This is a genomic window from Flavobacteriales bacterium (assembly GCA_025210805.1).
In the GTDB taxonomy this organism is placed as follows: domain Bacteria; phylum Bacteroidota; class Bacteroidia; order Flavobacteriales; family CAJXXR01; genus JAOAQX01.
Window position 1 is genome coordinate 15,519 of sequence record JAOAQX010000012.1, and the last position, 24,942, is coordinate 40,460.

20 protein-coding genes are annotated in these 24,942 nt (G+C 35.1%); 15 read left to right on the forward strand and 5 right to left on the reverse strand.

All coding sequences use genetic code 11. The features are described 5' to 3' along the window. The first annotated feature begins 54 nt into the window (after positions 1 to 54). The 6 genes from N4A45_06145 to N4A45_06170 all read left to right on the forward strand — a co-directional run bounded on the left by N4A45_06145 (position 55) and on the right by N4A45_06170 (position 6,069). Positions 55 to 1,098: a hypothetical protein gene (locus N4A45_06145; protein MCT4664797.1), complete on the forward strand. Its 1,044-nt coding sequence runs from the start codon at positions 55 to 57 to the stop codon at positions 1,096 to 1,098. A gap of 178 nt (positions 1,099 to 1,276) precedes the next feature. Then, positions 1,277 to 2,980, forward strand: a complete 1,704-nt coding sequence (gene lysS / locus N4A45_06150; protein ID MCT4664798.1) for a lysine--tRNA ligase — start codon at positions 1,277 to 1,279, stop codon at positions 2,978 to 2,980. Positions 2,981 to 3,300: 320 nt separating this feature from the next. After that, on the forward strand, positions 3,301 to 4,509 hold the full coding sequence (pcaF, locus tag N4A45_06155) for a 3-oxoadipyl-CoA thiolase (protein ID MCT4664799.1): 1,209 nt from the start codon (positions 3,301 to 3,303) through the stop codon (positions 4,507 to 4,509). After that, positions 4,509 to 5,093, forward strand: coding sequence for a transferase hexapeptide repeat family protein (locus N4A45_06160; protein ID MCT4664800.1), 585 nt, complete (start codon positions 4,509 to 4,511; stop codon positions 5,091 to 5,093). Before pcaF ends, N4A45_06160 begins: the two co-directional genes overlap by 1 nt. Positions 5,094 to 5,189: 96 nt before the next feature. Beyond that, on the forward strand, positions 5,190 to 5,585 hold the full coding sequence (locus tag N4A45_06165; protein ID MCT4664801.1) for a hypothetical protein: 396 nt from the start codon (positions 5,190 to 5,192) through the stop codon (positions 5,583 to 5,585). 82 nt (positions 5,586 to 5,667) lie between these two features. After that, positions 5,668 to 6,069 (forward strand): lipocalin family protein, encoded by a 402-nt coding sequence (locus N4A45_06170; GenBank protein MCT4664802.1) that lies wholly within the window; start codon positions 5,668 to 5,670, stop codon positions 6,067 to 6,069. Between the two features lie 127 nt (positions 6,070 to 6,196). Here the strand turns inward: N4A45_06170 and paaZ are convergent, their stop codons facing one another. Next, positions 6,197 to 8,242, reverse strand: coding sequence for a phenylacetic acid degradation bifunctional protein PaaZ (gene paaZ / locus N4A45_06175; protein ID MCT4664803.1), 2,046 nt, complete (start codon positions 8,240 to 8,242; stop codon positions 6,197 to 6,199). Between the two features lie 437 nt (positions 8,243 to 8,679). On the opposite strand from paaZ, the gene N4A45_06180 reads away from it, so the two are divergent. Further along, positions 8,680 to 10,695: a hypothetical protein gene (locus N4A45_06180; protein ID MCT4664804.1), complete on the forward strand. Its 2,016-nt coding sequence runs from the start codon at positions 8,680 to 8,682 to the stop codon at positions 10,693 to 10,695. A gap of 104 nt (positions 10,696 to 10,799) precedes the next feature. Here the strand turns inward: N4A45_06180 and N4A45_06185 are convergent, their stop codons facing one another. From N4A45_06185 to N4A45_06200, 4 genes are read right to left on the reverse strand one after another with little or no spacing between them, the layout of a single operon-like run. Beyond that, positions 10,800 to 11,606 carry a patatin-like phospholipase family protein gene (locus tag N4A45_06185; protein MCT4664805.1) on the reverse strand — a complete coding sequence of 269 codons (807 nt, stop codon included), beginning with the start codon at positions 11,604 to 11,606 and terminating at the stop codon, positions 10,800 to 10,802. Between the two features lie 31 nt (positions 11,607 to 11,637). Then, positions 11,638 to 12,657 (reverse strand): AMP-binding protein, encoded by a 1,020-nt coding sequence (locus tag N4A45_06190; protein ID MCT4664806.1) that lies wholly within the window; start codon positions 12,655 to 12,657, stop codon positions 11,638 to 11,640. A 30-nt stretch (positions 12,658 to 12,687) separates the two neighbouring features. Beyond that, the gene (locus N4A45_06195) at positions 12,688 to 13,689 is read right to left on the reverse strand and encodes an isochorismate synthase (protein MCT4664807.1); all 1,002 of its coding nucleotides are present in this window, start codon (positions 13,687 to 13,689) and stop codon (positions 12,688 to 12,690) included. Beyond that, complete coding sequence (locus N4A45_06200; protein MCT4664808.1) at positions 13,682 to 14,140, reverse strand: hotdog fold thioesterase; 459 nt, start codon at positions 14,138 to 14,140, stop codon at positions 13,682 to 13,684. Before N4A45_06200 ends, N4A45_06195 begins: the two co-directional genes overlap by 8 nt. 256 nt (positions 14,141 to 14,396) lie before the next feature. On the opposite strand from N4A45_06200, the gene N4A45_06205 reads away from it, so the two are divergent. The 8 genes from N4A45_06205 (at position 14,397) to nusA (ending at position 24,868) form a co-directional block, all read left to right on the forward strand. After that, complete coding sequence (locus N4A45_06205) at positions 14,397 to 15,965, forward strand: choice-of-anchor B family protein (protein ID MCT4664809.1); 1,569 nt, start codon at positions 14,397 to 14,399, stop codon at positions 15,963 to 15,965. An 84-nt stretch (positions 15,966 to 16,049) separates the two neighbouring features. Further along, complete coding sequence (locus N4A45_06210) at positions 16,050 to 16,271, forward strand: hypothetical protein (GenBank protein ID MCT4664810.1); 222 nt, start codon at positions 16,050 to 16,052, stop codon at positions 16,269 to 16,271. A 16-nt stretch (positions 16,272 to 16,287) separates the two neighbouring features. Next, a complete protein-coding gene (locus tag N4A45_06215) occupies positions 16,288 to 18,732 on the forward strand; it encodes a hypothetical protein (protein MCT4664811.1) in 2,445 nt (814 codons plus the stop codon). Positions 18,733 to 18,743: 11 nt separating this feature from the next. After that, complete coding sequence (locus N4A45_06220) at positions 18,744 to 20,453, forward strand: T9SS type A sorting domain-containing protein (protein MCT4664812.1); 1,710 nt, start codon at positions 18,744 to 18,746, stop codon at positions 20,451 to 20,453. A gap of 10 nt (positions 20,454 to 20,463) precedes the next feature. Then, complete coding sequence (locus N4A45_06225) at positions 20,464 to 22,152, forward strand: T9SS type A sorting domain-containing protein (GenBank protein MCT4664813.1); 1,689 nt, start codon at positions 20,464 to 20,466, stop codon at positions 22,150 to 22,152. Positions 22,153 to 22,154: 2 nt separating this feature from the next. Then, positions 22,155 to 23,027 (forward strand): T9SS type A sorting domain-containing protein, encoded by an 873-nt coding sequence (locus N4A45_06230; protein ID MCT4664814.1) that lies wholly within the window; start codon positions 22,155 to 22,157, stop codon positions 23,025 to 23,027. A gap of 132 nt (positions 23,028 to 23,159) precedes the next feature. Further along, a complete protein-coding gene (rimP, locus tag N4A45_06235) occupies positions 23,160 to 23,630 on the forward strand; it encodes a ribosome assembly cofactor RimP (GenBank protein ID MCT4664815.1) in 471 nt (156 codons plus the stop codon). Between the two features lie 8 nt (positions 23,631 to 23,638). After that, positions 23,639 to 24,868 carry a transcription termination factor NusA gene (gene nusA / locus N4A45_06240; protein MCT4664816.1) on the forward strand — a complete coding sequence of 410 codons (1,230 nt, stop codon included), beginning with the start codon at positions 23,639 to 23,641 and terminating at the stop codon, positions 24,866 to 24,868. Positions 24,869 to 24,942: the final 74 nt, after the last annotated feature.

Here is a 24,942-nt window from a genome sequence, read left to right on the forward strand (position 1 = left end):
TAAAGAAGATAAACTTCATTGATGTAATTACTCAAAAAAAATATAATTGAACGCATGATTAGAAAAAGTATTTTAGTCATTTTAATGGCTACAACAGTGTCTTATGCTCAGGTGGGTATAGGAACATTAACTCCCCACGCATCATCCATTTTAGACGTAGAAAGCTCTACTCAAGGGTTTTTACCTCCAAGATTGACCGAGGCACAAAGGGATGCAATTACGAATCCAGCAGCTGGTTTAATGATTTATAATCTAACTTCTAATTGTTTAGAATGGAATAAAGGGAATGGAACACATGATTGGCATCATCCATGTACGTATACACCACCAGCACCAGCAGCTGTATTTGATTCCTTAACTGTAAAAATGAACGCTATAGCTGGTTCTAGGTTTTTAACTTCTACCGTTGACGAACCTAAAGTCTCTCCACTTGATAGAGTGGGGGCGAACCTTACTAACTGTTTTGAAAATTGGCTTCAAGATGCATACGATTATGGAGGATGGATTTTTATTGACCAACCGAATGTGAATGATATTGCTTCTGCTAATATACTGCCCTATTCGACCAATGTCGGATCAACAGGGGGAGTGCTTTCAACACATCCTCTATTGAACGGTAAACAGTATTTTACAAATTTCTCAACCAATAGAAAAATATTTAGTTTTTACGCTCAAACCGAAAATAATACTTCTATAAAATTTGTCTCAGACTCAGGTATTGACGGTCATAGTACATCGTCTATTTATGGAGATAACGTTTCAGCAAATGGTAAATACCACATGTATTATCAATCTGCAAATACTAGTGCAGCAGGGAACGATGCATTTGTAACTCATTTATTTTTTGTTCGTATAGCTGAATCATCAACAATTACATTTGGAGCTCATAATACTGATTTAGGTCTAACAATTGGAAATCAATCTCCAGCTGCGGATGATTACTCTGCAATACTTAGTTGGCCAAATGCTGGAGACGTGCTTGAGGTGTATGGTTTTATGATGGTTTTAGGACAAAATGATATCGATCAAGGTCCAGTAGCTACAGTTGCTGAACTTGAGGCAATAGGTAATCAAATAGTGAATGATGTCTTGCCATAAGTAAAGGTACAGATATGACTTTAAATCGAAACGAAATCCATCAAAAAAAAGCATCTTCCTTTTAGGATGGTGCTTTTTTTGTCTAAAACGCACTAAAGTCTAAAAATTCCAAAACAATCGTTAGAGAAAGCAAAAGTGATTTTTTATCTTTGTGGGATTTCGTAATTAAATAATAGTGATGAGAGTATTTTCAGATCAAGAAAGAGAAAGGAGAGAGAAGCTCCAAAAGATTTTGGATATGGGTATAGAGCCTTATCCTGCGGCAGAATATCCTGTCAATACTTTTTCTGTGGATATCCTTGAGAATTTTTCGGAAGAAAAAAACAATTTTCAAGAGGTATGCCTTGCAGGGCGTTTAATGTCTGATAGGCTTCAAGGAAAAGCAGGTTTTGTGGATCTTCAAGACTCCAAAGGGATTATTCAACTGTATTTCAATAGAGATACGATCTGTCCAGATGAAAATAAAGATTACTATACAAAATTTGTTACAAAACTTTTAGATAGAGGTGATTTTATAGGTGTAAAAGGGCACACTTTCGTTACAGGAAAAGGCGCTACTACCATTTGGGTTTCCGAGATTACTCTACTAAGTAAAACATTACGTCCACTACCGGTAGTAAAGACCGATAAAGACGGAAAAGTACATGATGCTTTTACAGATCCCGAATTGAGATACCGTCGTCGTTATGTAGATTTAGTGGTAAATCCACATTTTAAAGAAGTTTTTGTAAAGCGTACGAAACTTTTCCAAGCGATGAGAAATTTCTTCAACGATGCTGGATATCTAGAGGTAGAAACCCCTATTTTGCAACCCATTCCAGGTGGAGCAGCTGCCCGTCCTTTTGTTACGCATCATAATTCTTTGGATATCCCATTGTATATGAGAATAGCCAATGAGTTGTATCTTAAGAGATTGATTGTAGGTGGTTTTGATGGAGTTTATGAGTTTTCAAAGAATTTCCGAAACGAAGGAATGGATAGAACACATAATCCAGAGTTTACCGCTATGGAAATCTATGTAGCCTACAAAGACTACAACTGGATGATGGAGTTTACAGAAAAACTTTTAGAGCATTGTGCTGTTGCCGTAAATGGAACAACAAAAGCTACCTTTGGTGACTATGAAATCGATTTTAAAGCACCGTATAAAAGAGTCACAATGCGTCAAGCAATTATAGACTTTACTGGTTTTGATATCCATGGAAAATCGGAAGATGAACTAAGAGCTGCGGCAAAAGAAATGGGGCTTGAGGTGAATGAAACAATGGGTAAAGGAAAGCTTATTGATGAGATCTTTGGTGAAAAATGTGAAGGGAATTATATCCAACCAACCTTTATTACAGATTATCCAAAATCGATGTCTCCATTGACAAAAAAACATCGTGAGAACCCAGAATTAACAGAGCGTTTTGAGTTGATGGTTTGTGGAAAAGAAATAGCCAATGCCTATTCTGAACTTAATGACCCAATTGATCAATTAGAGCGTTTTGAAGATCAGTTAAAACTTTCTGAAAAGGGAGATGATGAAGCCATGTTTATTGATCAAGACTTTGTGAGAGCTTTGGAGTACGGAATGCCTCCTACATCAGGATTAGGAATTGGTATGGATCGTTTGATTATGTTTTTGACAAATAATCCTTCTATTCAAGAAGTACTTTTCTTTCCGCAAATGAAACCAGAGCGAGTACAAATTCCACTCTCTGATGAAGAAAAAGTGATCGTAGAGATCTTAAAGAAAGAACAAAAAATGTCTCTTCCAGAATTAAAGACTCAAAGTGGACTTTCAAATAAAAAATGGGATAAGTCTATCAAATCCTTAAATAAAAATAATATCACTAAAGTAGAAAAAACAGAGGAAGGACTCATTGTAGAAATGCTTTAGTAATTATTCATTTAGAAAACCCAAAAAAAACCTCCAAGAATTTTTCCTTGGAGGTTTTTTTGTTTAGAAGTAATACCGTAAATGGTATTATACGGCTTACGTTCTTAATTTTCCCAAATGCAAAAGCCCTCCCGAAATGTCGGGACAAGCTATTTGAAGGGAGAAAGGGGGATGTTCCACTACGATAGCACTCCAAAAGAAACTAAAACTTATGGATAAATTAACACCATTTATGGTATCATATGATATTTCTTAACGACTCAATTCCTAAAAAAAATCTCGTAAATTGCTCTGCAATAAAAAATCTAAGAAACAAAGACATGAAAACCACTTATATCATAGATGCCATAAGAACACCAATTGGAAATTTTGGAGGAACACTTTCAAAGGTGAGAGTCGATGATTTGGGAGCTTTGGTAATCAAAGAGCTTATCAAAAGAAACCCAAGTATCGATACCGAAAAAATAGGAGATGTAATTATGGGTTGTGCGAACCAAGCAGGAGAAGATAACCGCAATGTAGCACGTATGTCCGCTCTTATGGCTGGCTTACCAATTTCTGTTCCTGGTGAGACCATTAATAGACTTTGCTCTTCGGGAATGGCTTCTGTTATCAATGGTCATAGAATGATTGCCATGGATGATGCCGAAATGGTGATTGCCGGTGGAATGGAGAATATGACTCGTGGTCCTTGGGTGATTTCTAAGGTTTCAAAACCTTTTGGGCGTGATGCTCAAATGCATGATTCTAGTTTTGGATGGCGTTTTACCAATCCTAAATTACACAATATGTATGGTTCTGACGGAATGGGGGTAACTGCTGAAAACTTGGCAGAAATGTATAATTTATCTCGTGAAGATCAAGATCTTTTTGCATACAAAACTCAGATGAAAGCTACGAAAGCTAGAGAAAATGGGCGATTGGCAGAAGAAATTGTACCTGTAGAAATTCCACAAAGAAAAAAAGATCCAATTATTTTTGATCAAGATGAGTTTATTAGACCAACAACCACAACAGAAATATTGGCAAAACTAAGACCTGCATTCAAAAAAGAGGGAGGAACGGTTACTGCCGGAAATGCCTCTGGTTTAAATGACGGTGCAGCAGCCATGCTGTTAGCTTCAGAAGAAGCTGTAGAAAAATATGGACTAAAACCAAAAGCTAAAATCATCGCCTCGGCAGTAGTGGGAGTTGAACCAAGAATTATGGGAATAGGTCCTGTAAAAGCCTCTCTTAAAGCTTTAGAAAAAGCAGGATTAAGTCTAGAAGATATGGATATCATTGAGCTTAATGAAGCCTTTGCTGCACAGTCTTTAGCATGTATTAGAGAATTTGGATTAGCAGATGATGATCCCAGAATTAACCCAAATGGTGGAGCAATTGCTTTAGGGCATCCATTAGGTGTTTCAGGAACAAGAATTCTTCAAACTGCTGCGATAGAATTAGAAAAACAAAACAAAAAATATGCACTTTGTACGATGTGTATAGGAGTAGGACAAGGATATGCAACCATTATAGAGAGAGTATAATGATTTACGAATTTAACGGATACAAACCCATCATTCACGAAAGTGCCTTTATTCACCCTCAAGCCAATGTTACAGGAAATGTGATTATTGGAAAAGATGTTTATATCGGTCCTGGAGCGGTCATTCGTGGAGATTGGGGAAGAATAATTATCGAGGACGGCTGTAATGTACAAGAAAATTGTACGATTCACCTTTTTCCTGGAGAAACTACTTACCTTAGAAAAGGAGCCCATATAGGACATGGAGCGATTATTCACGGTGGAGATATTGGAGAAAATTGTCTTGTGGGAATGAATGCCGTAGTGATGGATCAAGTAAAAGTAGGAATGGGTTGTATTATAGGTGCACTCTGTTTTGTTCCTGCTAAAAAAGAGATTCCTGAAAGAAAAATAGTGGTAGGAAACCCAGCCAAAATTGTTAAAGATGTTTCTGATGAAATGTTGGCTTGGAAAACAGAAGGAACGAAACTCTATCAAAAACTCCCACAGGATTGCAGAGACAGCCTAAAAGAATGTGAGCCCCTAAGAGAATTGCCCGAAGATTATAAAATGCAAGAGGCAGATTATAAAATTTGGAAAAAATAGTTGTTGACTCCTTTTTAATTCTCTTTAACGTATTTAGCCAATCATAAATAAAGATGATTGGCTATTTTTATACCCATAAATCAAAATATCTTACTCATGAAGTATTTCTTATTCCCAATAATTACACTATTTTTTATACTGAGCTCTTGTTCTAAACCAGACTTACAAGAAGAAATAGTAGGAAAATGGAATTTAATTTCTGTAGAGTCAAACTCTGTGGCTGTAGAAGCTGATGCTTGTATTTCACAAACAAATTGGACATTTTCTGATAACGGAAATCTAGATATAGCTCTTTTCATACCTCTAAGTCCAGAAAATTGTGTGGAACAAAAACAAAATACTTCTTGGATACTAGATGCCGAAGATAAAAAGCTTTCCACTACCATTAATCAAGAAGCAACGGATTTCTATATTTTTATAGAAAATGATGTTCTTACTATAAATGGTGAACTTTTTGGGAATATTGGTGAGTTTAAGTTTAAAAGGAATTAGAATTCTTAAATGCTCTTATTCAGAAAGTAATGATTATCTTAGCTCAAATTAATTTTCATTTTTTTAAAAAAACACACATATTATGAAAAAACTATTATTTTCCACATTCGTTATTATTCTAACACTCGTGTCATGTTCTAAAGATATCAGTGATGATATTGTAGATACTTGGTTTTTAAAATCAATTGCAGTGGATGAGTTGACTATTAATGCCAATGAATGTATGAAAAAAACGAATTTCACATTTAATGACAATGGAGCTTTTCAATCAGTTTTCTATGATGATGACTTTGGGGACGATGAATGCGAAAGCGATTCAGAATCTGGAAACTGGTCAGTAGATGATGATTCTGAAAAATTGACACTAACTATTAATGGTGAAGCGATAGTGTACGCAATCAGTATTGAAGATGATGAGCTAACGATGACTCTTTCTGGATCACAAGTAGATGCTGCACAGAAAATTGTTCTTGAAAGAAAATAAAACCAATAGCCAGAAATCTGTATAGCGGTAATAGCTAGTTCTTTTACTGCAATGATATCGTTAAGAATAAAAAACCCCATCAAAAAGTAATTTTTGATGGGGTTTTTTCATTTTATTTAAAAAAAATCTACTCTTGATTTCTTTTCTTAACCATCGTTAGAATTGTCGCTACAGCAACAGTTTCTCCCGTTTCGTCATAAACATCTACATAGAATTTTACAATTCCTTTGGCGATATCATCTTCAGAGCGTTTTTCTTGTTCTACTTTTTCTTTAACAGTAAATTTTACTCCAATTGTCATTCCTGGATATACAGGCTTCGTGAATCTTGCTTCTTCTAAACCGTAGTTTAATAAAACAGGACCTTTCTTGGGATCAACAAATAAACCAGCTGCTTTTGAGAGTACAAAATACCCATGAGCTACTCTTTGTTCAAAAATGGTTCCTTCAAGAGACGTAGCATCCATGTGTGCATAGAAATTGTCTCCGCTTACATTGGCAAAATTGGTAATATCGGTTTCTGTTACAGAATGCTTGTGTGTAAATACCGTTTCACCCACTACTAAGTCTTCAAAATGCTTTCTAAAAGGATGAATTTCTGTTTCTTTATATTCAGAACCAGGTTGGAATACACCGGTGATTTCTGTAAGCATCGTAGGTGAGCCTTGAATGGCAGTTCTTTGCATATAATGCATTACACCTCTTTTTCCACCCATTTCTTCTCCACCACCTGCTCTACCAGGTCCTCCGTGTGTAAGAAGAGGCATTGGTGAACCATGCCCCGTACTTTCCTTGGCACAATCGGCATTGAGGATTAAAATTCTCCCGTGGAAAGCAGCAGCTCCCATGACAAAATCACTCGCAATTTTATCATCATTGGTTACGATTGAACATACTAATGATCCTTTTCCGAGTTGAGATAATTCAATGGCTTCGTCGAGGTTTTTATAAGGAATTATTGTCGATACTGGTCCAAAGGCTTCTACATTGTGAACATCAGTATTTTGGAAAGGATTTTCGTTTATAAATAATAAAGGTGAAACAAAAGATCCTTTTTGGTAACTTGCTCCCTGTACTTCTATTTCATCAAAAGAACCGTAAACTAAAGTTTGGCTTTGAGCCAATATTTGAGCTTTCTCAAGTACTTCTTTTCTTTGATCTTGTCCTGCTAAAGCTCCCATTCGTACGCCCTCCACAGATGGATCTCCAATGATCGTTTTTGCTAGGCGAGTAGAAAGTGCTTTTTGAACATCGTCCACTAAATTTGCAGGAACAATAATTCTACGTATTGCGGTACATTTCTGACCACATTTAACGGTCATTTCTCTGGCAACTTCTTTAATGAAAATATCAAATTCTGCGGTTCCAGGTACGGCATCTTCTCCCAAAATACACGCATTCAAAGAATCGGCTTCCATATTAAAAGGAACAGATTCTTCAGAGATTTTTGGGTGAGATTTCAGCATCTTACCTGTTTCGGCAGAACCTGTAAATGTTACAATGTCTTGTAGTGTTACATGGTCCAAAATTCCACGTGCCGAACCACAAATCAATTGTAAAGTACCTTCGGGTAATATTTTAGAATCAATGATTTCTCTAACCATCATTTCTGTAAGGTAACTACTCACTGTAGCTGGCTTTACAATAGCCGGCACACCTGCCAAAAGGTTTACGGCAATTTTTTCTAGCATTCCCCAGATCGGAAAATTGAAAGCATTTATATGAATGGCAACACCTTGTTTTGGAGTGCAAATATGATGACCGATAAAGCTTCCTCCACGAGATAGCGGCGCATGTTCCCCATCTACATAAAAGGGCTGATTAGGGAATTGTTTTCTCAAGCTTGCATAAGCAAAAAGATTCCCAATTCCTCCTTCAATATCAATCCATGAGTCAATGGTTGTCGCTCCCGTTTTTGCCGACATTTCATAGAAAGCGTCTTTACGAGCCACAAGGTGTAGTGCGAGTTTTTTTAGCATTAACCCTCTTTCTTGGAAAGTCATTTTTCTTAATACCGTTCCTCCAACTTCACGAGCATATTTCATCATTTCGGCAAAGTCTAGTCCTGTACTATCGGCTACTGCAACAACTTCTCCGTTAATCGCATTATAAAGTTCTTGTCCTGAACCTGTTCCTTCTACCCATTGACCTTGGGCGTAGTTTTTTAATTTCATCTTTCTTTAGATTTTAATTGACGGAAAAAGCTTTCATCAAATTTGGCTATGAAATTAAGAAAAAATAATGGAGGATGCATGCTATTTTTTTCTTGTGTTTTGCTTCTAATTGGTTTAAAAGTGCTTTAATTTTAAATCTAATAGAGAAAACTTTTTTTATTTAAAGAGCTTTTTCTTCTTGAGTTGATAAATATGTTAATCACTTATTTCATTAAGAAAAGAATGTTACACTAATAGAATGAAATGCAGTACAAAAAAAGCATATTTTACAGAAAAATGGCTTTATTTACCATTTTTTTTATAAAAAGTAAATTATGTACACACATAATAAATATTGTACCTATTTTTGCCGCAAATAATTCAACTATTGAGTTTGTGACAGATGAAACATCAATTGTCATAATATCAAATTGTTGAAAAGAAATAATTCTAATCGCATGCTTAAAAAAACACTTTTGTCCATATTTATGGTCACAGCGGGAGTATCTATTTGTGATGCTCAAGTGGGGATAGGAACAACTACCCCGAATAATTCATCTATTCTAGAAGTATCCAGTACAAATCGTGGTTTTTTGCCACCTAGAATGACTGAAATAGAACGAAACGCCATAACGAATCCAGCTTTAGGACTTCTTATTTACAATTCCACCAGTAAATGTATAGAAACATACAACGGAACTGGAGGCGGTAATAATGCTGCAGATTGGAGTAATCTTTGTGTAGGAGGAGGATCTGGGAATTCTGGAACAGGTGCAGGTGTCGTCATTACGCCACCAACAAACCCAACTGGGAATCTTACGGTAAATACACGAACTTGTTTTGATATTGCTGAAAGTAATGATTTTGATAATGGATGTGGATCTTTGGCTTTAAGAACAAATTCAAAGTCTGATTTTTCTCAACAAGCTACATACGAGCAAACGGTTAACATTAGTACAACTATTGCTGTTACCGATCTTGCTTTAGTTGCTTACAATACTGAGGGGACGGTAATCCATAGTATTACACAGCCTGCTTTAACAAGCCTTACGGCGAGTGGTAATACGTCTAAAACTACGGCTACAGTAACTTATAAACAAAATCTAAACACAACTGCATTAGGAAAAAGTGTTGCTGATGCTTTAGGTGCAGAAATCTATTTAACCTATAAAGAAGGAGGAGTTGACAAACAGAATAAAATAAACATCACGGTAAAAGATTGTGAATGTTCTAGTCCTTCATCTACCACCGGATGGACATCTGTTTATACGAACGTAAAAGGAGAGGTGTTTACGGCTGGTTGGAGTTTTCACGGATCTTTGGGGCGAACACCTGGGAATACAGGCGATTTTACTAAAATAACATTCCCAAATAATAGCACAGGGAATCAACCAAAAATCATAAGAACCTCGAGTGGTTATCATCATACTATTGCTTTAGATGATCAAGGAAATGTATATGGTTTTGGAGGAGGTAGTTACGGGCAATTAGGGGGTCAAACTAGTGCACTTGCTAACCCAACTCCATTTAAAATTACGGATATACCTGCCAATGAAAAAGTGGTTCAAATAAGTGCAGGTCACTATATATCTTATTTGCTCACGGATAATAATAAAATTTATCGAACAGGGTATGGTATTAGAGGACAATTAGGAAATAATTCCACTTCAAATCTTTCTACTTTTACCTATTTAGATTTATCGGGGACTTTTTATACAAATCAAAACAATGGAGTAGTACCCATTCCTAAATATATATATGCCACAACGGAAAGAGCATTTTTTATTGATCAGAATAAAAAATTATGGGTAACAGGTTATAAAAAGCACGGAGCACTCGGAATAGGTTCTTCTGCAGATGTTAGAAGATTTACAAAAGTGGTAGGTGATATTAATTCGGTAACAAATAAAAGACTCCCTCAAAATTATCAAGTAGCTCAAATAGTAGCGACACTTTTCAATACAGCTATTTTTCTGACCGATGGTACTGTTTTTATTGCGGGACAAACATATAATTCACTAATTGGAGAAGTTACAACATCAGGTAATATTACCCATTTTGAAAAATTAAAGATTGATGGAGATCTTGATTTAACCTCTACTAATATTGCACAAATCTATCTAGCAAACTCGGGTTCTACAGCTTCTCGTTTGTTTATTTTAACCGCCGATAATAAATTGTTTACAAAAGGTTTTGATATCCAATACTCAATGGGACTAAATGCTCCGATATATAACACTGTTTTTTCAACCTTTAAAGAAGTCTCTTTAGCCAACTTGAATGGTGAATCAATTAGTACTCTTAAAACATTGGATTATACGACAGGAATTATCACTACAAGTGGGAAAATTTATTTGGCGGGTACTAATACATACTATAACTTATTGAAAAATAATTCTGTGGGTAGTGATATTTATAAGGTGTTTACACCAGCAAACAAGTCCAATGCCGTAAATAATTTTTGGTTGAACTAGTTTATTTTTTTTGAACAAGCACCATAGACTAAGGTGAATAACCAATCATTGAGCATCTCCTGAAAAGGAGGTGCTTTTTTTGTATCTAAAATTTAGCGAGTTTACTAATGATGACTCATTTGTTTGATATCTTCCATAGCAATTTGTAAAATTTCATGGATATGTTTAAAATCAAAAACATGAAAACGCCCTACATTATGCATAAAAGTAAACTGTGTATGGTGAAATTTAGGTAACTCAGCGGAATGACTGTTTAAGCTCAAAGAACGCCTTGCAAGTCTAATGGGGTTTTTTAGCTCTTTTGCGGTAATCTCTTTGGGCTTTTCCACATAAGAGCCAATGATATATCCTTTACTTTGGTAAAAGGGGAAAATGGGGAAATTGTCCATAATTCCACCATCGGCATAGAGTGTGTTTTCTATAGAAATGGGAACAAAAACACCAGGGAAAGCACAAGAGGCGAGAACAATTTCTCTCAATTCTCCTTCATTTCTATATTCTGCCAACCCTGTTTCTAAATTGGTGATCGATACATACAAAGGAATCTCTAATTCTTCAAAGGTGGGTTTGATATAATCTTGCAAGGTTTCTAAATACCTATGCGGTTCAAAAAGACCAGGTTTTGTAGTCTCTAGCCAGCTCCATCGGAAAAGTTGACTATTGGCAAAAAAATCAAAGATATCATCCACAGAAGTTCCCGAAGCATACATTGCCCCTACCAAAGCCCCTGCACTAGAACCTGAAATAGATTCAATTTTGAGGCCCAATTCTTCTATTTTTTTTAATGCGGCTAAATGAGCAACACCCTTTACTCCGCCTCCGCTAAGAACGAGGTTGATAGGGCTTCCTTTGGGTAAGTGTACTAAGTCTTCTATACATGGTGTATAAGATGGTTGCAGAATATGACTCATTTATATGGGTTTTTCAAGATAAAAATAAGGATTATTTCCAATTCTTTTGAGAACAAATGTTCCAATCAATAAGGTTTCTCTGTATCTTCCCTGAGGCTTTGGTTCTAGGGAGTTTATTGCAAAACCAGAGTTCTTTTGGATGATGATATTTTGGGAGAAAATTAAAAATAGATCGTGAAAGATCTTTGGGTTCAGATTCTATGAGAATCACTATTTTGTTTTCCAATATGGCATCAGGAAGTGCCGTGATTATAAATTCATCTTTAAGAATGCCTTGAGTTTTGATAAGGTTTTCAATATACTCTGGATGAATGAGTACACCACCTGTTTTAATCATAAAATCCGATCTACCAAGCCAAATAAAACCTTCATTTTTGAGTTCAATATGATCATTGGTGATTAAATTCCTGATTTCCATTTTAGGAACAGAGATACACATTTTGTTGTCGGGAGTTTTAGAAATTTCTACACCATTTAGCGTTTGATAAACATCTGTTTTTTGTAGATCTCTTATGGCAAAATGAGAATAGGTTTCCGTCATTCCAAAGCTATGAAAACAACGGTTGTTGAGGTTTTTTAGCTTTTTTTCTAAACTTTGATGAATACTTCCACCACCTATTAGTAGTTGTTTTATCTTGTGGATAAAATCAAAATATTTTTCTACTTGAAGCGGAACAAGGGGAGCGAAATCAAAAGATTCTTTTTCAAGAATAGAAAGATCATTGGGCGGACAAACGGTCAGTTTGAGACCCGAAACCATTGCCCGAATAAGCATCATTTTTCCTGCCACAAAATCAAGAGAAAGTGGTAACAAAGCCGAATCACCTTTTTGATAACCAAAATATTCTTGTGTCATTAAGACACTGGTTTTTAAATGTTTTTTCGGAGCCAAGATTTCCTTGGATTTCCCCGTAGTTCCCGATGTCTTAAAAAGCATATTCTCCTCATTATTTTGCCATTGTAAAATAAAATCAATAAACTCTTTTGGAATGTTTAAAGAGTAGAGATCAATATTGGTAGAAAAATCTAGAATAAATGTTTGAGTATGCATTTTATGCCATTTATAGTGGTGTAATCAGTATTAAAGACAAGAAATAATTGTTTTGGATTTCGAGATGGTTTCTTCCCATTCTTTTTCAAAATCAGAATCAGAAAGTAATCCGCCACCCACAAATACCTCGGCAGTTTCGTTTTTAAGCATCATACAACGGAGATTTACAAAATAATGTGCTTCATTCTCCTGTTCTATTCCCACATAGCCTGTGTAAAACCTTCTGTTTAGTTGTTCTTTTTCTAGGATAAAATCATACGCTTCTTTCATGGGAGTTCCACAAACCGCAGGAGTGGGATGAAGTTTTTGAGTGAGTTTGTTTAAATCAAAAGCATCGGGAATGTCACATTCAATAGGCGTTTTTAAATGCCACACAAAACCTGCTTTCACTGTTTGAGGTTCTTTTTGAAAGCTCGGCTTGAGCTTCACCTCTTGAAGTTTTTGTGTAATATAATCCACCACCAATTGATGCTCTCGAAACTCTTTTGAAGTCCAGTGAATCTGTTCTTTTTTTTCTTCAAATGAAGTCCCAGCAAGCGCCATGGTTTTTAGTTTAGAATCTTTTTTACTTAAAAGAATCTCAGGAGTAGCTGCTAGCCAATATTCAGTTCCATCAAAAAATAGGTACACAAAGGCATCGGGAAATTTTTGCTGAAGTTTTGCAAAAATATGTTCTGCTTTGGCAGTGGTTTTTATTTGGATACTTCTAGCTAAAACCAATTTTTGAACAGGAGAGGAAGACTGTAGCTCCGTTAAAAATTTTTCAAAATCTTGTGAATAAACCTCTTTTTGTTCCTCCTTTTTATGAAATCTTCTCTCAGCATTTAACCAAGAATTTATCTCATTATCCGAAACTTCTTCAATGATATTTGCAGAAATTACCAGTCTTTTTTGCTCCTTTTTTTCAAAAGGTGCCATTACAAAACGATAATTTCCCGAGGATTCTTGACAAATCTTAAAAACTTTACTTTCATTGGGCATTCGCCAAAGAGCAAAAGATTTAGAATGGATATTTCGGTTTATTTCAGGCATTATTTTTTGGAATATCCATGATGATATTAGTCATTTTACCATAGGTAATTTTTCTTCCATCTTGGTTATAGATTTCCACTTCAAAAATGTGAGTAGTTCTTCCAATATGGATGGGCTTGGCAGTGGCGGTAAGAATTCCTGATTTTTCGCTATGAAGATGGTTAGCAGATATTTCTAGTCCTTTCGCTATTTGCTTATTTGGATCTATAAAAAGAAAAGAGGCAGCTGATCCCACCGTTTCAATTAAGGCAGCCGAAGCTCCTCCGTGTAAAATACCCATTGGTTGAAGAACCTTAGTATCTACGGGCATTGTAGCAGAAAGCGTGGTGGCAGTCATATTAGAGAATTTGATAGAAAGAGTTTCCATGAGTGTATTGCCACACATAGAATTGAGCAATGCCAAAACCTCATTTTTGTGCATTGTTTTTATATCGGGAAAAGTAAGTTCCATTTTCTTATATCTTTTGAACAAAGGTAAGAGATATCAAGTAGATTGGGATTTCGTTTGAGAATTATTGTTTGAAACACCCGTATTTTTAGAAACGAATAGGTTTTTAATAAATGTATTAAGGTTCGTGATAAAACTCCGACTAAAGCTCATTGAAAACTCACAAACATCCATTTTTTCTGTAAATTTGGCTTAATCAGTTAATAAATAGCACTTTTGTGAAGTTATATTTATTATCACAAAATTTTTGATTTTTTTTATGAAACTATTTCTATCTTTATTCCTTATTCTCTGTATGAATATTGGAGCTTTTAGTCAGGCATTAAATGTGACACATTTGGCAAATATGGATTATGATGATTTACCTTTTGGTCAAAAACTAAACGATATCTGGGGTTACGCTTCACCAAGTGGTAGAGAATATGCTTTGGTAGGGCTTCGAAATGGGATTTCGGTTGTGAGAATCAATGACGATAATTCACTCACAGAAGTAAAAAGATTTCCAGGACCAATGAGCGTGTGGAGAGATATTAAGACTTTCGGTCATTATGCTTACATTACTCATGATAACTGGAATGGAGGAAATCCTGAAGGTTTAGTTATTTTAGATTTATCACAAGTGGATAATAATGTGGTAACCAAAACGAATTATACCCAAGGAGGACAATTACATAGAGCACACAATATTTATATAGATGAAAATGGAGTTGCTTATCTCACGGGAGCGAATATAGGAATAGGAGGAGCTTTGATGTTGGATGTTACAGGCGGTGCAAATGTGCAAATGCTCGGGAATTATAACGATTATTATTTGCACGACTGTGTTACCAGAGGAGACACCATGTTTGGTGGAGCGATAAACGATGGTCTTCTTGTTGCGGTAGATGTAAGCGATAAATCAAATCCTGTAGAGCTAGGGAATATTACTACACCAAATTCTTTTACTCACAACTGCTGGTTTTCAGATGACAATCACTATGTTTTTACCACCGATGAAACTTCAGGTTCTTATGTCACTTCTTATGATGTTTCGGATCCTGCAAATATGGTAGAGTTAGATAGAATTCAGTCTTTTTATAGCGATTCTACAATTCCACATAATGTACATTATATCAATAATTTTTTAGTGAACTCATACTATCGTGATGGATTGCAAATCCTAGATGTTACTCACCCAGACAATATGATAGATGTTGGGCATTATGATACCTCTCCAGATTTTGAAGGAAATGGATTTAACGGAGCTTGGGGAACTTATCCATACTTTCCTTCAGGAAAAGCTATTGTATCAGACATGGAAACAGGACTTCACCTTTTTGAGGTAGATTATAAACAAGCTGGATATCTTCATATTCATGTCACCGATTCTCTTTCGGGTAATGATTTAAGCGGAGCACAAGTTTTGTTTAACAATACCATGGAAGCGGCAAACTTACAAGGGAAACTAAAAACAGGTCACGCTATTTCGGGTACTTACTCCGTAAAAGTCATTTCACCAGGTTATACCGATAAAACTGTTTCTGTAACCTTAACAAACGGACAGATTACCCAAGCTGATATCAAAATGCTTCCTATAGGTTTTAGTGTAGAAGAAAACGAAAAACTCAATAATATCGCAGTACTTACCCACAAAAAAGAACTTAGAATTTTATCTAAAGAACTCACTCTTGAACAACTCACTATTTTTGATGGAGCAGGAAGAAAAGTATTTGCTAAAAATCATCTTGATACAGAAAATATCACTTGGCAAGCCCCAAAAACAGGTGTTTATTTTGTGCTAATGCAAACAGAGAACTTTAGTAGGGTAGCGCGTGTAAGTATTAGGTAACAAGGTGATTGTCTTTTGTTTTTTTTGGATATGTGATATTTATTTCATAGCTTTAACTCATATTTAACAATAAATAACTATAATATGAGAAAGTTTTTTAAAGCATTTGGAGGAGTTGTGGCTATATCTGCAACACTCTTTTTTCTTCAAAGTTCTGATGAAAACTTGGTCGCTGAGAACCAAGAGTATTACAAGCAACACCCTCCAATTCCCACTGAATTTTGGGTGCAAAAAATTAAAACACCTCCCGAAGTTGTAGGGGGGGGGAGAGCACTCCATAGTTCTTTCTGTAGCCTTCGAGCATGATAATCCACTTCCGCAAATGATACAATTATATGGAAATGATGGAAGTGAATTGGTTCAGTTAAAAGATGATGGAGTTAAGCCAGACAAAAGGGAAGCAGACGGAATTTATTCTGTTGTATTGCCACAGAGTCCTTCTTCTTTTATTGATCAAATTACGGAACGAGTAAGTTTTGTGAATAATCAAGGGCATATTATTAAATACACAGGGCATTCTGGTGAGATGTTGACCAATGAAAGACTTCCTCGTTTTGATTTTCGTGGATTTAACATGTTCCAGAAAGTAAGTTTACACTCTTCTCTTTTGGATGTGCTAACAGCTTGTCAAGACGGAACAGACATTGCTAAAGAAAAATCCCTTCTGATTACAGAGTTAAAAGTTGTTGAAGATCCTGCAAGAACCTATAATGTGGTAACAGGTACAGGTGCTCCACAAGGTGCATGGACATTTGGGCAGATGATGAAAAATATTGCAGGAGGTTTTGCTGATGAAGCCAATCCTACACCAGCTGAAATTACTAAAGTAAGAGAGTGTATTAAAAGTTGGATAAAAAGTATTGGTTCTCTTAATAATTCGTCAACATTAACGAATGCCACTTATGCTCATATAGTTGGGCCTTGGATAAAAAAGGCTAATATTTTTAAAAATTATCATATTACTAATGCTTCTGGTGCTTGGGAGGCTCAATGGGATAGTTTTATAACCAAAGATGATATTAATGCATTATTAGCCAATGCACCCTTTAAGCTTACGGCAATTGTTAATAGATTAGATTTGCGAGAAAATATGGGCTATTCGAACAGTCCAGTATCTAATGCAGGGGAAACTCGATTTATCTTTTCATTAGTGCAGACTCTAGATCATCAACCCTTTAAAGCGAGTTTCAACAGTAGTATGAACATCAGCTCAAATAAAGGTAAACCGCCTTATCAAGAAGATAATAACTGGAATAATGATGTGTTTCAGGCTGAAGATTGGAGAGGTCTAAATGTTATTTTGGAATATAAAAACCCTTTTGCAAATAGATGCGCAATAAAAGATTTCGCAATCGATTGGAAAAATTTATCAAGTTATACATGGGATCCCACTGATGTCCAGAATGGACTACAAAAGTATTTGGAAGAATTACAAAGCATTACTGATCAAGTGACGGCTAGAAATGTGATGCCTAATAGAACAAATGGAAGTGCTATTTCTCAAGTGCGTACAAATGATAGGTTATTAGGTGATTTTGTTCTAAATTTTTGGGGTCACCATAAGTGGAAGTTAAGACAGTTTGAACTAAATAATAATGGTTATTTGGTAAAAACAAAATTAACGAATATGCCTCTGCAATATGATCAACATCCACATGCTATTGCTCAAGGATATAGTAAAAACTATGTTAATTTTCCTAGAAACAGTGTGATAAAACCATCTGAAGAAGGCTTTTTAGGAACTTTTTCTGAAGATCATTCTTCTAAGGTAATTGTGGATTGGATTTACGGATTGAACGGAAATACTTCCCATTTGACTTCTGTAAAATTTGGTAACCATAGTTTACCTAGTCATTTATTACCTCTTGAAGGAGAAATGAAGCAAGAACTAGGAACTTATTATGGGATAAATTATTGGGCTCATGATTTTCCTAACAATATATACGATAATGATAACTATAACGGAGCGTCTTCTCTTTCTACTAAGAGAGTAAGGAGGCAGCTGTCTCTCAATTCATGTATTGGCTGTCATGGTGCAGAAACCAAAACAACTTTTACAATGATTAAACCACGTGGATATGGTGAGCCAGCTATTTATTGGGGACCAACTCCAAGTGTAGTTGATGGGCCTGGGCATACAGATACTAGAGAGGAAGGGGGTAATCAATTTGGTGTTATTGTAAACACCCATAGAGGAGAGACACACGATCCTGATCACTTTACTGCTGTTCAAAATAGTGTAGAAACAGTACCAACTTATCCTGCGGATTTCTATAGCTCTAATAAAAAAATACCAGTAGTTGCTCCTTTTTTAACTGGAAGAAATTATAGAGGGAGTAATTATCCATTAGAACGAAGATATGATGATGATAAAGAATTTTACTATCAAAATGATAAAGAGAACTCAGAGGATGAGAATGGAAATTTATTACCAATAAGTATAGATGATAAATCAACTAATGGGCTTTTTTATGTAAACGACCCATCAAATGAATATAATACTGAGGAAAATTTCCACACGAATTATGTCCATTACCGTGATAATCCAATATGGGGAGGAAGTGACCAACGTATATTTCCTCAATATCACTATGACCGACCTGGTTTTAATGATTTAGATAGGCGTATGAAGCATCTTTGTAGATTAGCAATTTGTACACAATGTTCTTTCAGTACGCTGTCTGCAAGTGATCCTTGTAGTCCAATTTCTGTATTACAAGTGGCAGAAGCAATAAAACATGTTCCACTTCCACAAAGTGGACACTAAACGCTCTTATTATGAGGAATATAAAATACAAGTATTATTTTATTTATATACTGTTATTTCCATTTTTCGCTTTTTCTCAATCTTATGATTGGGAAAAAGTAAGCTTGTTAGCTTCACCGCAAACTGAAGCGAATTATTGGGATTCAGATTCAGATGATGACGGAAATATTTATGTGGTAAACAATTTTTTTCGTCAAGGAAATCTTTTAACTCAAAAGTATGGAGGTTACTTTAGAAACAATATTTATCTAAAAAAGTATGATGCCGAGTTTAACCTCATTTGGGAGAAAGAAATTGCTCATTCTTTAGAATATAAAGATACAGAAGTTTTTCTCACAACATTGAAGGTTCAAAATGGTCGAGTTTATTTGAAAATACAATCCAAAGACTCAATTGTCATTCAAGGTGTATTGCATAGTGTGATTTGTGATTATGATGAATATTGCAATAAAAGTTTTGAAATTGAATTCGATTTAGAGGGATTTTCTAATGAAATTTTAAGAGCAAAAGGACCTGCGAACTATGATGTTGTTTCTAATCATTCAGACTCAACATCCTTACTTTCCGTGAGAGTAAAAACACCACTGTCTAGCTTTAACCAACCCGAAGATTCTAGTTTTGTTGTTTTTAAGGGAGATACTTTATGGACTCCGAAAGCAATAAATTACCTCATGAAATATAACAGTTTAAATGACAGTTTATTATGGAGGTATTCCACTTCTTGGATAAATGAAATAGTGATGGATAAAGATGGAAATAGTTATCTTTATGAAGTTGAATCTGCTTGGGGTTGGCAAAATTTACGGAAAGTAGATAAAAATGGTAATACACTTTGGATACAGAAAATTAGAGCAGAAGATCATCCTGTTCAATTACAAAACCTTGTGAATTACACAGCATCTCATATCTCCAAAAGTGGAGATATTGTAAGTACGTATAGATTTCGTAATCCAAATGGCTCAGGTATTCCCGGAGGTAATGGTTATCGCGTAATACTCTTTGATGGATTTAATTACAGGACTTTAACAGGGATAGGTGATGAGAATTATATAATCGTTGTTTATAAGTCTGATGGTTCTTTCAAATGGGCTAAAATGTCGCAAAGTGAAGGCTATGAAGGGTTATCAGCTATAGAAAGTGATGAAAATGGAAATACGTTTTTTGCAGGCTACCATTATCATGAGATTTTAGAGGATGAAGACACTATTGTAAATATTGATTATGAGAACGGCAGTGAAATATTATTGATTTCTTACGATTCCTTAGGTAATTATCTATGGCATAAGTCTGAAGGCGGAACGGGTTTTGATAAAGCAAGTAATTTATTCCGTCATTCAGATGGGGCAATGATTTTAGTTGGAGGAGTTCGGTCAAATCCTTGTATTTTCGGGAATATTGAAACAGAACATTCGGGAGGAACAAAGACAGTGTTTGCCAAACTCAAAAAAATCCCTTTAAGTGTACCAATTTTAGAGAATAACATCAACTTGAGTATCTATCCCAATCCTACGGAGGGATTGCTATATCTGTCATTTATGGAAGAAGATAGCTATGATGTATCGGTATTTAATAGTTTAGGGGAGGAGTTGATACAAAAGAGGGTTCAAGGTAATGACTCACAGCTGGATTTATCTACTTTAAGTACTGGATCCTATTTTGTAGTAGTAAAAAATACTCAAAATATTCGGGCAAGTCAGCAAGTTATAATAACATATAATTAGGGAACAAGCTATGAAAGTACAAAAAAAAATATTTTGTTTTGCTCTTTTACTCACGCTTCCATTTTTCGCTTTTTCTCAATCTTATGATTGGGAAAAAGTGGAAATTATTGAAATTGCTCAAAAAACATTTTCTCAATCCTATTCTGCAATGGATGAAGATGGTAATTTCTATACGAGTGATAATGCGAGTTATGCTGGAGATTTAAATTCCTGGACTGATGGCGATTATCAAAAGAATAATATTTTTATTCGGAAATATGATTCAGAATTTAATTTGATTTGGACAAAAAAAATTGCCAATTCTATTCCTTACAAAACAAATACTTCTAGACCTACAGCAAGTATTTGGTATGATCAAGGTCTTCTAAAAGTATTCATTACCATTCGTGATTCAATGTATGTAAATAATCAACTTTATAAAACAAATTGTTTTGATGATGCGTATTGTTGGAAGAAAGTGGAGTTGCAATATGATAAAAGTGGAAATTTGTTGAATACAATCTGGGCAGAAGGATCAGCTAATTTTAGCTTTGAAACAGTTGGAGATGATCATTTCGATTGGTATGGATTAAATATCTCTACGCCTTATGCTGGCTTTAATATTCCAGATACATGTTATTTGAAATTTAAAGACGATTCACTAACAACTTATCATTATAATTCTTTTCTTCAAAAATATTCTAAAGGAAATGATAGTCTGTTATGGCGAATTCCTGCAATTTCTATTGAAAGATTGTTAACAGATGGTTTAGGGAATGTTTATGTCTTTGAAACAGTTTCGAGGTGGGGTTGGAGAACCATAAAAAAAATTGGTGCAGATGGCTCTCTTATCTGGGAACGAAAAATTATGGCAACTATTTCACCTTCATTAGATTTATTATCTTTAACTAATGCGAAAATAGCGAAGAATGGAGATATCATTACATTATATAAGACATTCTATAATGGAAATGATAGAAGTGTAACACTCTATGATGGGAACAATTATAGTTACTTATCAGGTTTAGGTAAAGAGAATTTTGTTATAGTTGTATATAAGCCAAATGGAGATAAAAGGTGGGCTAGGATGTCAAAGAGTAGTGGTTATGAAGGTCTAAGTGGAATAGAGAGTGATGAAGATGCTAATGTATATTTTACAGGATATCATTATCACCAAATACTGGACGGAAAAGATACAATTGTGCATATTGATTATAACAACGGCTCAGAGATTTTAGTTATATCTTACGATTCCTTGGGTAACTACCGCTGGAGTAAATCTGAGGGAGGATCCGGAAAAGACGCTGGAGGTAATATACATTTAGATAGTATGGGGAATATTATTGTTTTTGGTTCTGTGGGCTCCAATCCTTGTGTTTTTGGAGATATTGAGACCAGTTTTTCTTTAGGTGCTAAAATGTTTTTCGCCAAACTCAAAAAAATCCCTTTAAGTGTACCAATTTTAGAAAATAACATCAACTTGAGTATCTATCCCAATCCTACGGAGGGATTGCTATATCTGTCATTTATGGAAGAAGATAGCTATGATGTATCGGTGTTTAATAGTTTAGGGGAGGAGTTGATAAGAAAGCGGTTTCAAGGTAACGACTTACAGCTGGACTTATCTACTTTAAATGCTGGATCCTATTTTGTAGTAGTAAAAAACTCTCAAAATATTCAGGCAAGTCAGCAAGTTATAATCACATCAAAAAAGAAATAACTATGAAAAAAATATTAGTCACACTATTTATTTTAACTGGAACGCCAATGTTGGCTCAGAGTGAATTAGATTTCGCCAAGGAAAAAGCGTATATTCCTCAGACCAATTATTTTCAGACAGCAAGTTTTCAAGTAGAAGATCGAGCATTTTTAGAAGTATATGGTACGCATCCTAATTCCACCGTAAGATGCTATAGTAAACCTAGTGGAGGAAAAATGCTTCAAGCGGGAAAGCTTGATAAGAAAGGACATCTACTTTTAGAGTTCGAAGCAGGTGAAGCGCCTTCTTTTGTACTCAATGAAAAGAATCCAGTTTTGGGAGCTTCCGAAGGTTCAGGTTTTGTACAATACTTAGATCGTATGGATTTTATCATACAGGATGTACTCTTACTAAAAGAGGGCGAAAAGCTACATTTGAGTTTTCAGTCCTTAACTAATAACGACCACACTGTGATTTACCGATTAATTAGTCATTCTCCAGATGATGGAGAACAACTGATGGAAGCGTTTACACCAAATGAAAATGAAGATTGGGATGCGGTAGATTTTGAAATTGATTTAAAGAAAGAAACTACTTATACTTTTGAAATTTATAGTCAAGGAAAACTCCGTTATCAACGAAAACTTTATGGAGGGGATAAAATCAAAGAATTTGAAGTCTTTCCTAAAGTGACAAGTAGTGTTGTTCATCTCAAATTCATTGAAGCACTCACAAAAACAAATTACACTTTGATAGATATTTTTGGAAATCAAAGACTAAATGGAAGAGTCAATGAAATGGAAACGCAGATCGAATTAGGGAACTTGACATCTGGAACCTATTTTCTTAAACTGGATAAATTTCCCAATGAAGTAATCCAGATAGAAAAAATATAAGCGTATAATTTTCAATGTTTTTTTAAGGAAAATCATCGAAACCAAATAAAAATCACTAATTTTGTAGCGAAAATTGGTAATGAGCAAGAAGAGGGGACAGGCAAGTCCCCTCTTTTTATAAGGCAATCAAACGTGAAGAAAGAGCAGATAGAAAATCTTATAGAAGCCTATGTGGAATTATTCCCACACCTGTTTTTGGTAGAGCTCAGAATGAGTCCGAGCAATGCCATAGAAGTCCTTATGGATTCTGATAAAGGAATCACCATAGGAGAGTGTAAACAACTCAGTCGTAAGATAGAAAACCATGCAGAGGAAAACGAATGGGATATTTCTATTTTAGTTTCTTCACCAGGAATTGATTACCCATTGCGATCAGAAAGACAATTTAGAAAAAACCTAAACCGAAAACTGAAAGTACAACTCAAAACCGAGAACAAACCTGTGGAAGGGAATTTAGTAGCCGTGGAGGAACATCAAATAGTTCTTAAATGGAAAGCGAGAATTCCTAAAGAAATAGGAAAAGGAAAACAAACCGTAGAGATGACCAAAGAAATCTCTCTAGAAGATATAGATAAAGCAAACGTAGTATTATCTTTCAAATAATCTAAATTATGGATAAAACTTCTTTAATAGATTCTTTTTCAGAGTTTAAAGATGACAAAAATATTGACCGAGTAACACTCATGAGTATCCTCGAAGAGGTGTTTCGTTCTATGCTGATCAAAAAGTATGGATCTAGTGATAACTTTGATATTATTGTAAATCCTCAGAAAGGAGACCTTGAGATATGGAGAAACCGTATAGTAGTAGAAGACGGAGCGGTGGAAGATCCAAATACAGAAATTCCTTATAGCGAAGCGATTAGGATAGAGCCTGATTTTGAGATTGATGAAGAAGTATCAGAAGAAGTAAAAATTGAATCTTTTGGAAGAAGAGGAATTATGGCAATGCGTCAAAACCTAATTTCTCGTATCCAAGAACATGATAACTCAAACCTCTTTAAGCAATATAAAGATATGGTAGGAGAAATCATTACAGGAGAGGTTCACCATATCCGTAGAAGAGAAATCATTATTTATGATGATGATCACAACGAATTAATCCTTCCAAAAGAAGAGCAAATTCGTTCAGATTATTTCCGAAAAGGAGAAACCGTACGAGCGATTGTAAAAGAAGTAAAGATTGCAGGAACAAAACCGAGAATTATTCTTTCGAGAACATCAAGTGTATTCTTAGAAAAATTATTCGAACTAGAAATTCCAGAAATCTTAGATGGACTGATTACCATAAAAGCAGTACAAAGAATTCCTGGAGAAAAAGCAAAAATTGCCGTAGAATCTTATGACGAAAGAATCGACCCAGTAGGAGCTTGTGTAGGAATGAAAGGATCTAGAATCCACGGAATAGTAAGAGAACTTGGGAACGAGAATATTGATGTAATTAACTACTCTATTAACAAAGAGTTGTTCATCAAACGAGCTTTGAGCCCAGCAAAAATAACTTCCATGAATATCAATATGGAAGACCAAAAGGTAGATATTTATCTTAAACCAGACCAAGTATCATTGGCAATCGGTAAAAGTGGTAGCAATATCAAACTTGCCGCAGCCATTACAGGTTTTGAGATAGATGTTTATAGAGATATCGAGGATGAAGATGTATTACTATCTGAATTTAGCGATGAGATTGACGGATGGATTATCGACCAATTCAAAGAAATCGGGTGCGATACTGCCAAGAGTGTACTGGAATTATCAGTAGAATTCTTGGTAAATCGAACAGATCTTGAGGAAGAAACCATCATAGAGGTGCAAAATATACTACGTTCTGAATTTGAATAAGTATATTTGACAAACCCGATCACAAAGCATTTTCAGAGCGAATACCTCTAAATTTAAAGGAAAAAGAAAAAAAG

Bases quoted from the DNA above. Each gene is read 5' to 3' on its own strand.
- N4A45_06185 (MCT4664805.1), bottom strand. From the start codon at position 11,606: ATGAGTCATATTCTGCAACCATCTTATACACCATGTATAGAAGACTTA.
- pcaF (MCT4664799.1), top strand. From the start codon at position 3,301: ATGAAAACCACTTATATCATAGATGCCATAAGAACACCAATTGGAAAT.
- N4A45_06180 (MCT4664804.1), top strand. From the start codon at position 8,680: ATGCTTAAAAAAACACTTTTGTCCATATTTATGGTCACAGCGGGAGTA.
- N4A45_06145 (MCT4664797.1), top strand. From the start codon at position 55: ATGATTAGAAAAAGTATTTTAGTCATTTTAATGGCTACAACAGTGTCT.
- N4A45_06205 (MCT4664809.1), top strand. From the start codon at position 14,397: ATGAAACTATTTCTATCTTTATTCCTTATTCTCTGTATGAATATTGGA.
- N4A45_06160 (MCT4664800.1), top strand. From the start codon at position 4,509: ATGATTTACGAATTTAACGGATACAAACCCATCATTCACGAAAGTGCC.
- N4A45_06230 (MCT4664814.1), top strand. From the start codon at position 22,155: ATGAAAAAAATATTAGTCACACTATTTATTTTAACTGGAACGCCAATG.
- N4A45_06215 (MCT4664811.1), top strand. From the start codon at position 16,288: ATGATACAATTATATGGAAATGATGGAAGTGAATTGGTTCAGTTAAAA.
- N4A45_06195 (MCT4664807.1), bottom strand. From the start codon at position 13,689: ATGCCTGAAATAAACCGAAATATCCATTCTAAATCTTTTGCTCTTTGG.
- nusA (MCT4664816.1), top strand. From the start codon at position 23,639: ATGGATAAAACTTCTTTAATAGATTCTTTTTCAGAGTTTAAAGATGAC.
- N4A45_06210 (MCT4664810.1), top strand. From the start codon at position 16,050: ATGAGAAAGTTTTTTAAAGCATTTGGAGGAGTTGTGGCTATATCTGCA.
- N4A45_06170 (MCT4664802.1), top strand. From the start codon at position 5,668: ATGAAAAAACTATTATTTTCCACATTCGTTATTATTCTAACACTCGTG.
- N4A45_06190 (MCT4664806.1), bottom strand. From the start codon at position 12,657: ATGCATACTCAAACATTTATTCTAGATTTTTCTACCAATATTGATCTC.
- N4A45_06220 (MCT4664812.1), top strand. From the start codon at position 18,744: ATGAGGAATATAAAATACAAGTATTATTTTATTTATATACTGTTATTT.
- paaZ (MCT4664803.1), bottom strand. From the start codon at position 8,242: ATGAAATTAAAAAACTACGCCCAAGGTCAATGGGTAGAAGGAACAGGT.
- lysS (MCT4664798.1), top strand. From the start codon at position 1,277: ATGAGAGTATTTTCAGATCAAGAAAGAGAAAGGAGAGAGAAGCTCCAA.
- N4A45_06200 (MCT4664808.1), bottom strand. From the start codon at position 14,140: ATGGAACTTACTTTTCCCGATATAAAAACAATGCACAAAAATGAGGTT.
- N4A45_06165 (MCT4664801.1), top strand. From the start codon at position 5,190: ATGAAGTATTTCTTATTCCCAATAATTACACTATTTTTTATACTGAGC.
- N4A45_06225 (MCT4664813.1), top strand. From the start codon at position 20,464: ATGAAAGTACAAAAAAAAATATTTTGTTTTGCTCTTTTACTCACGCTT.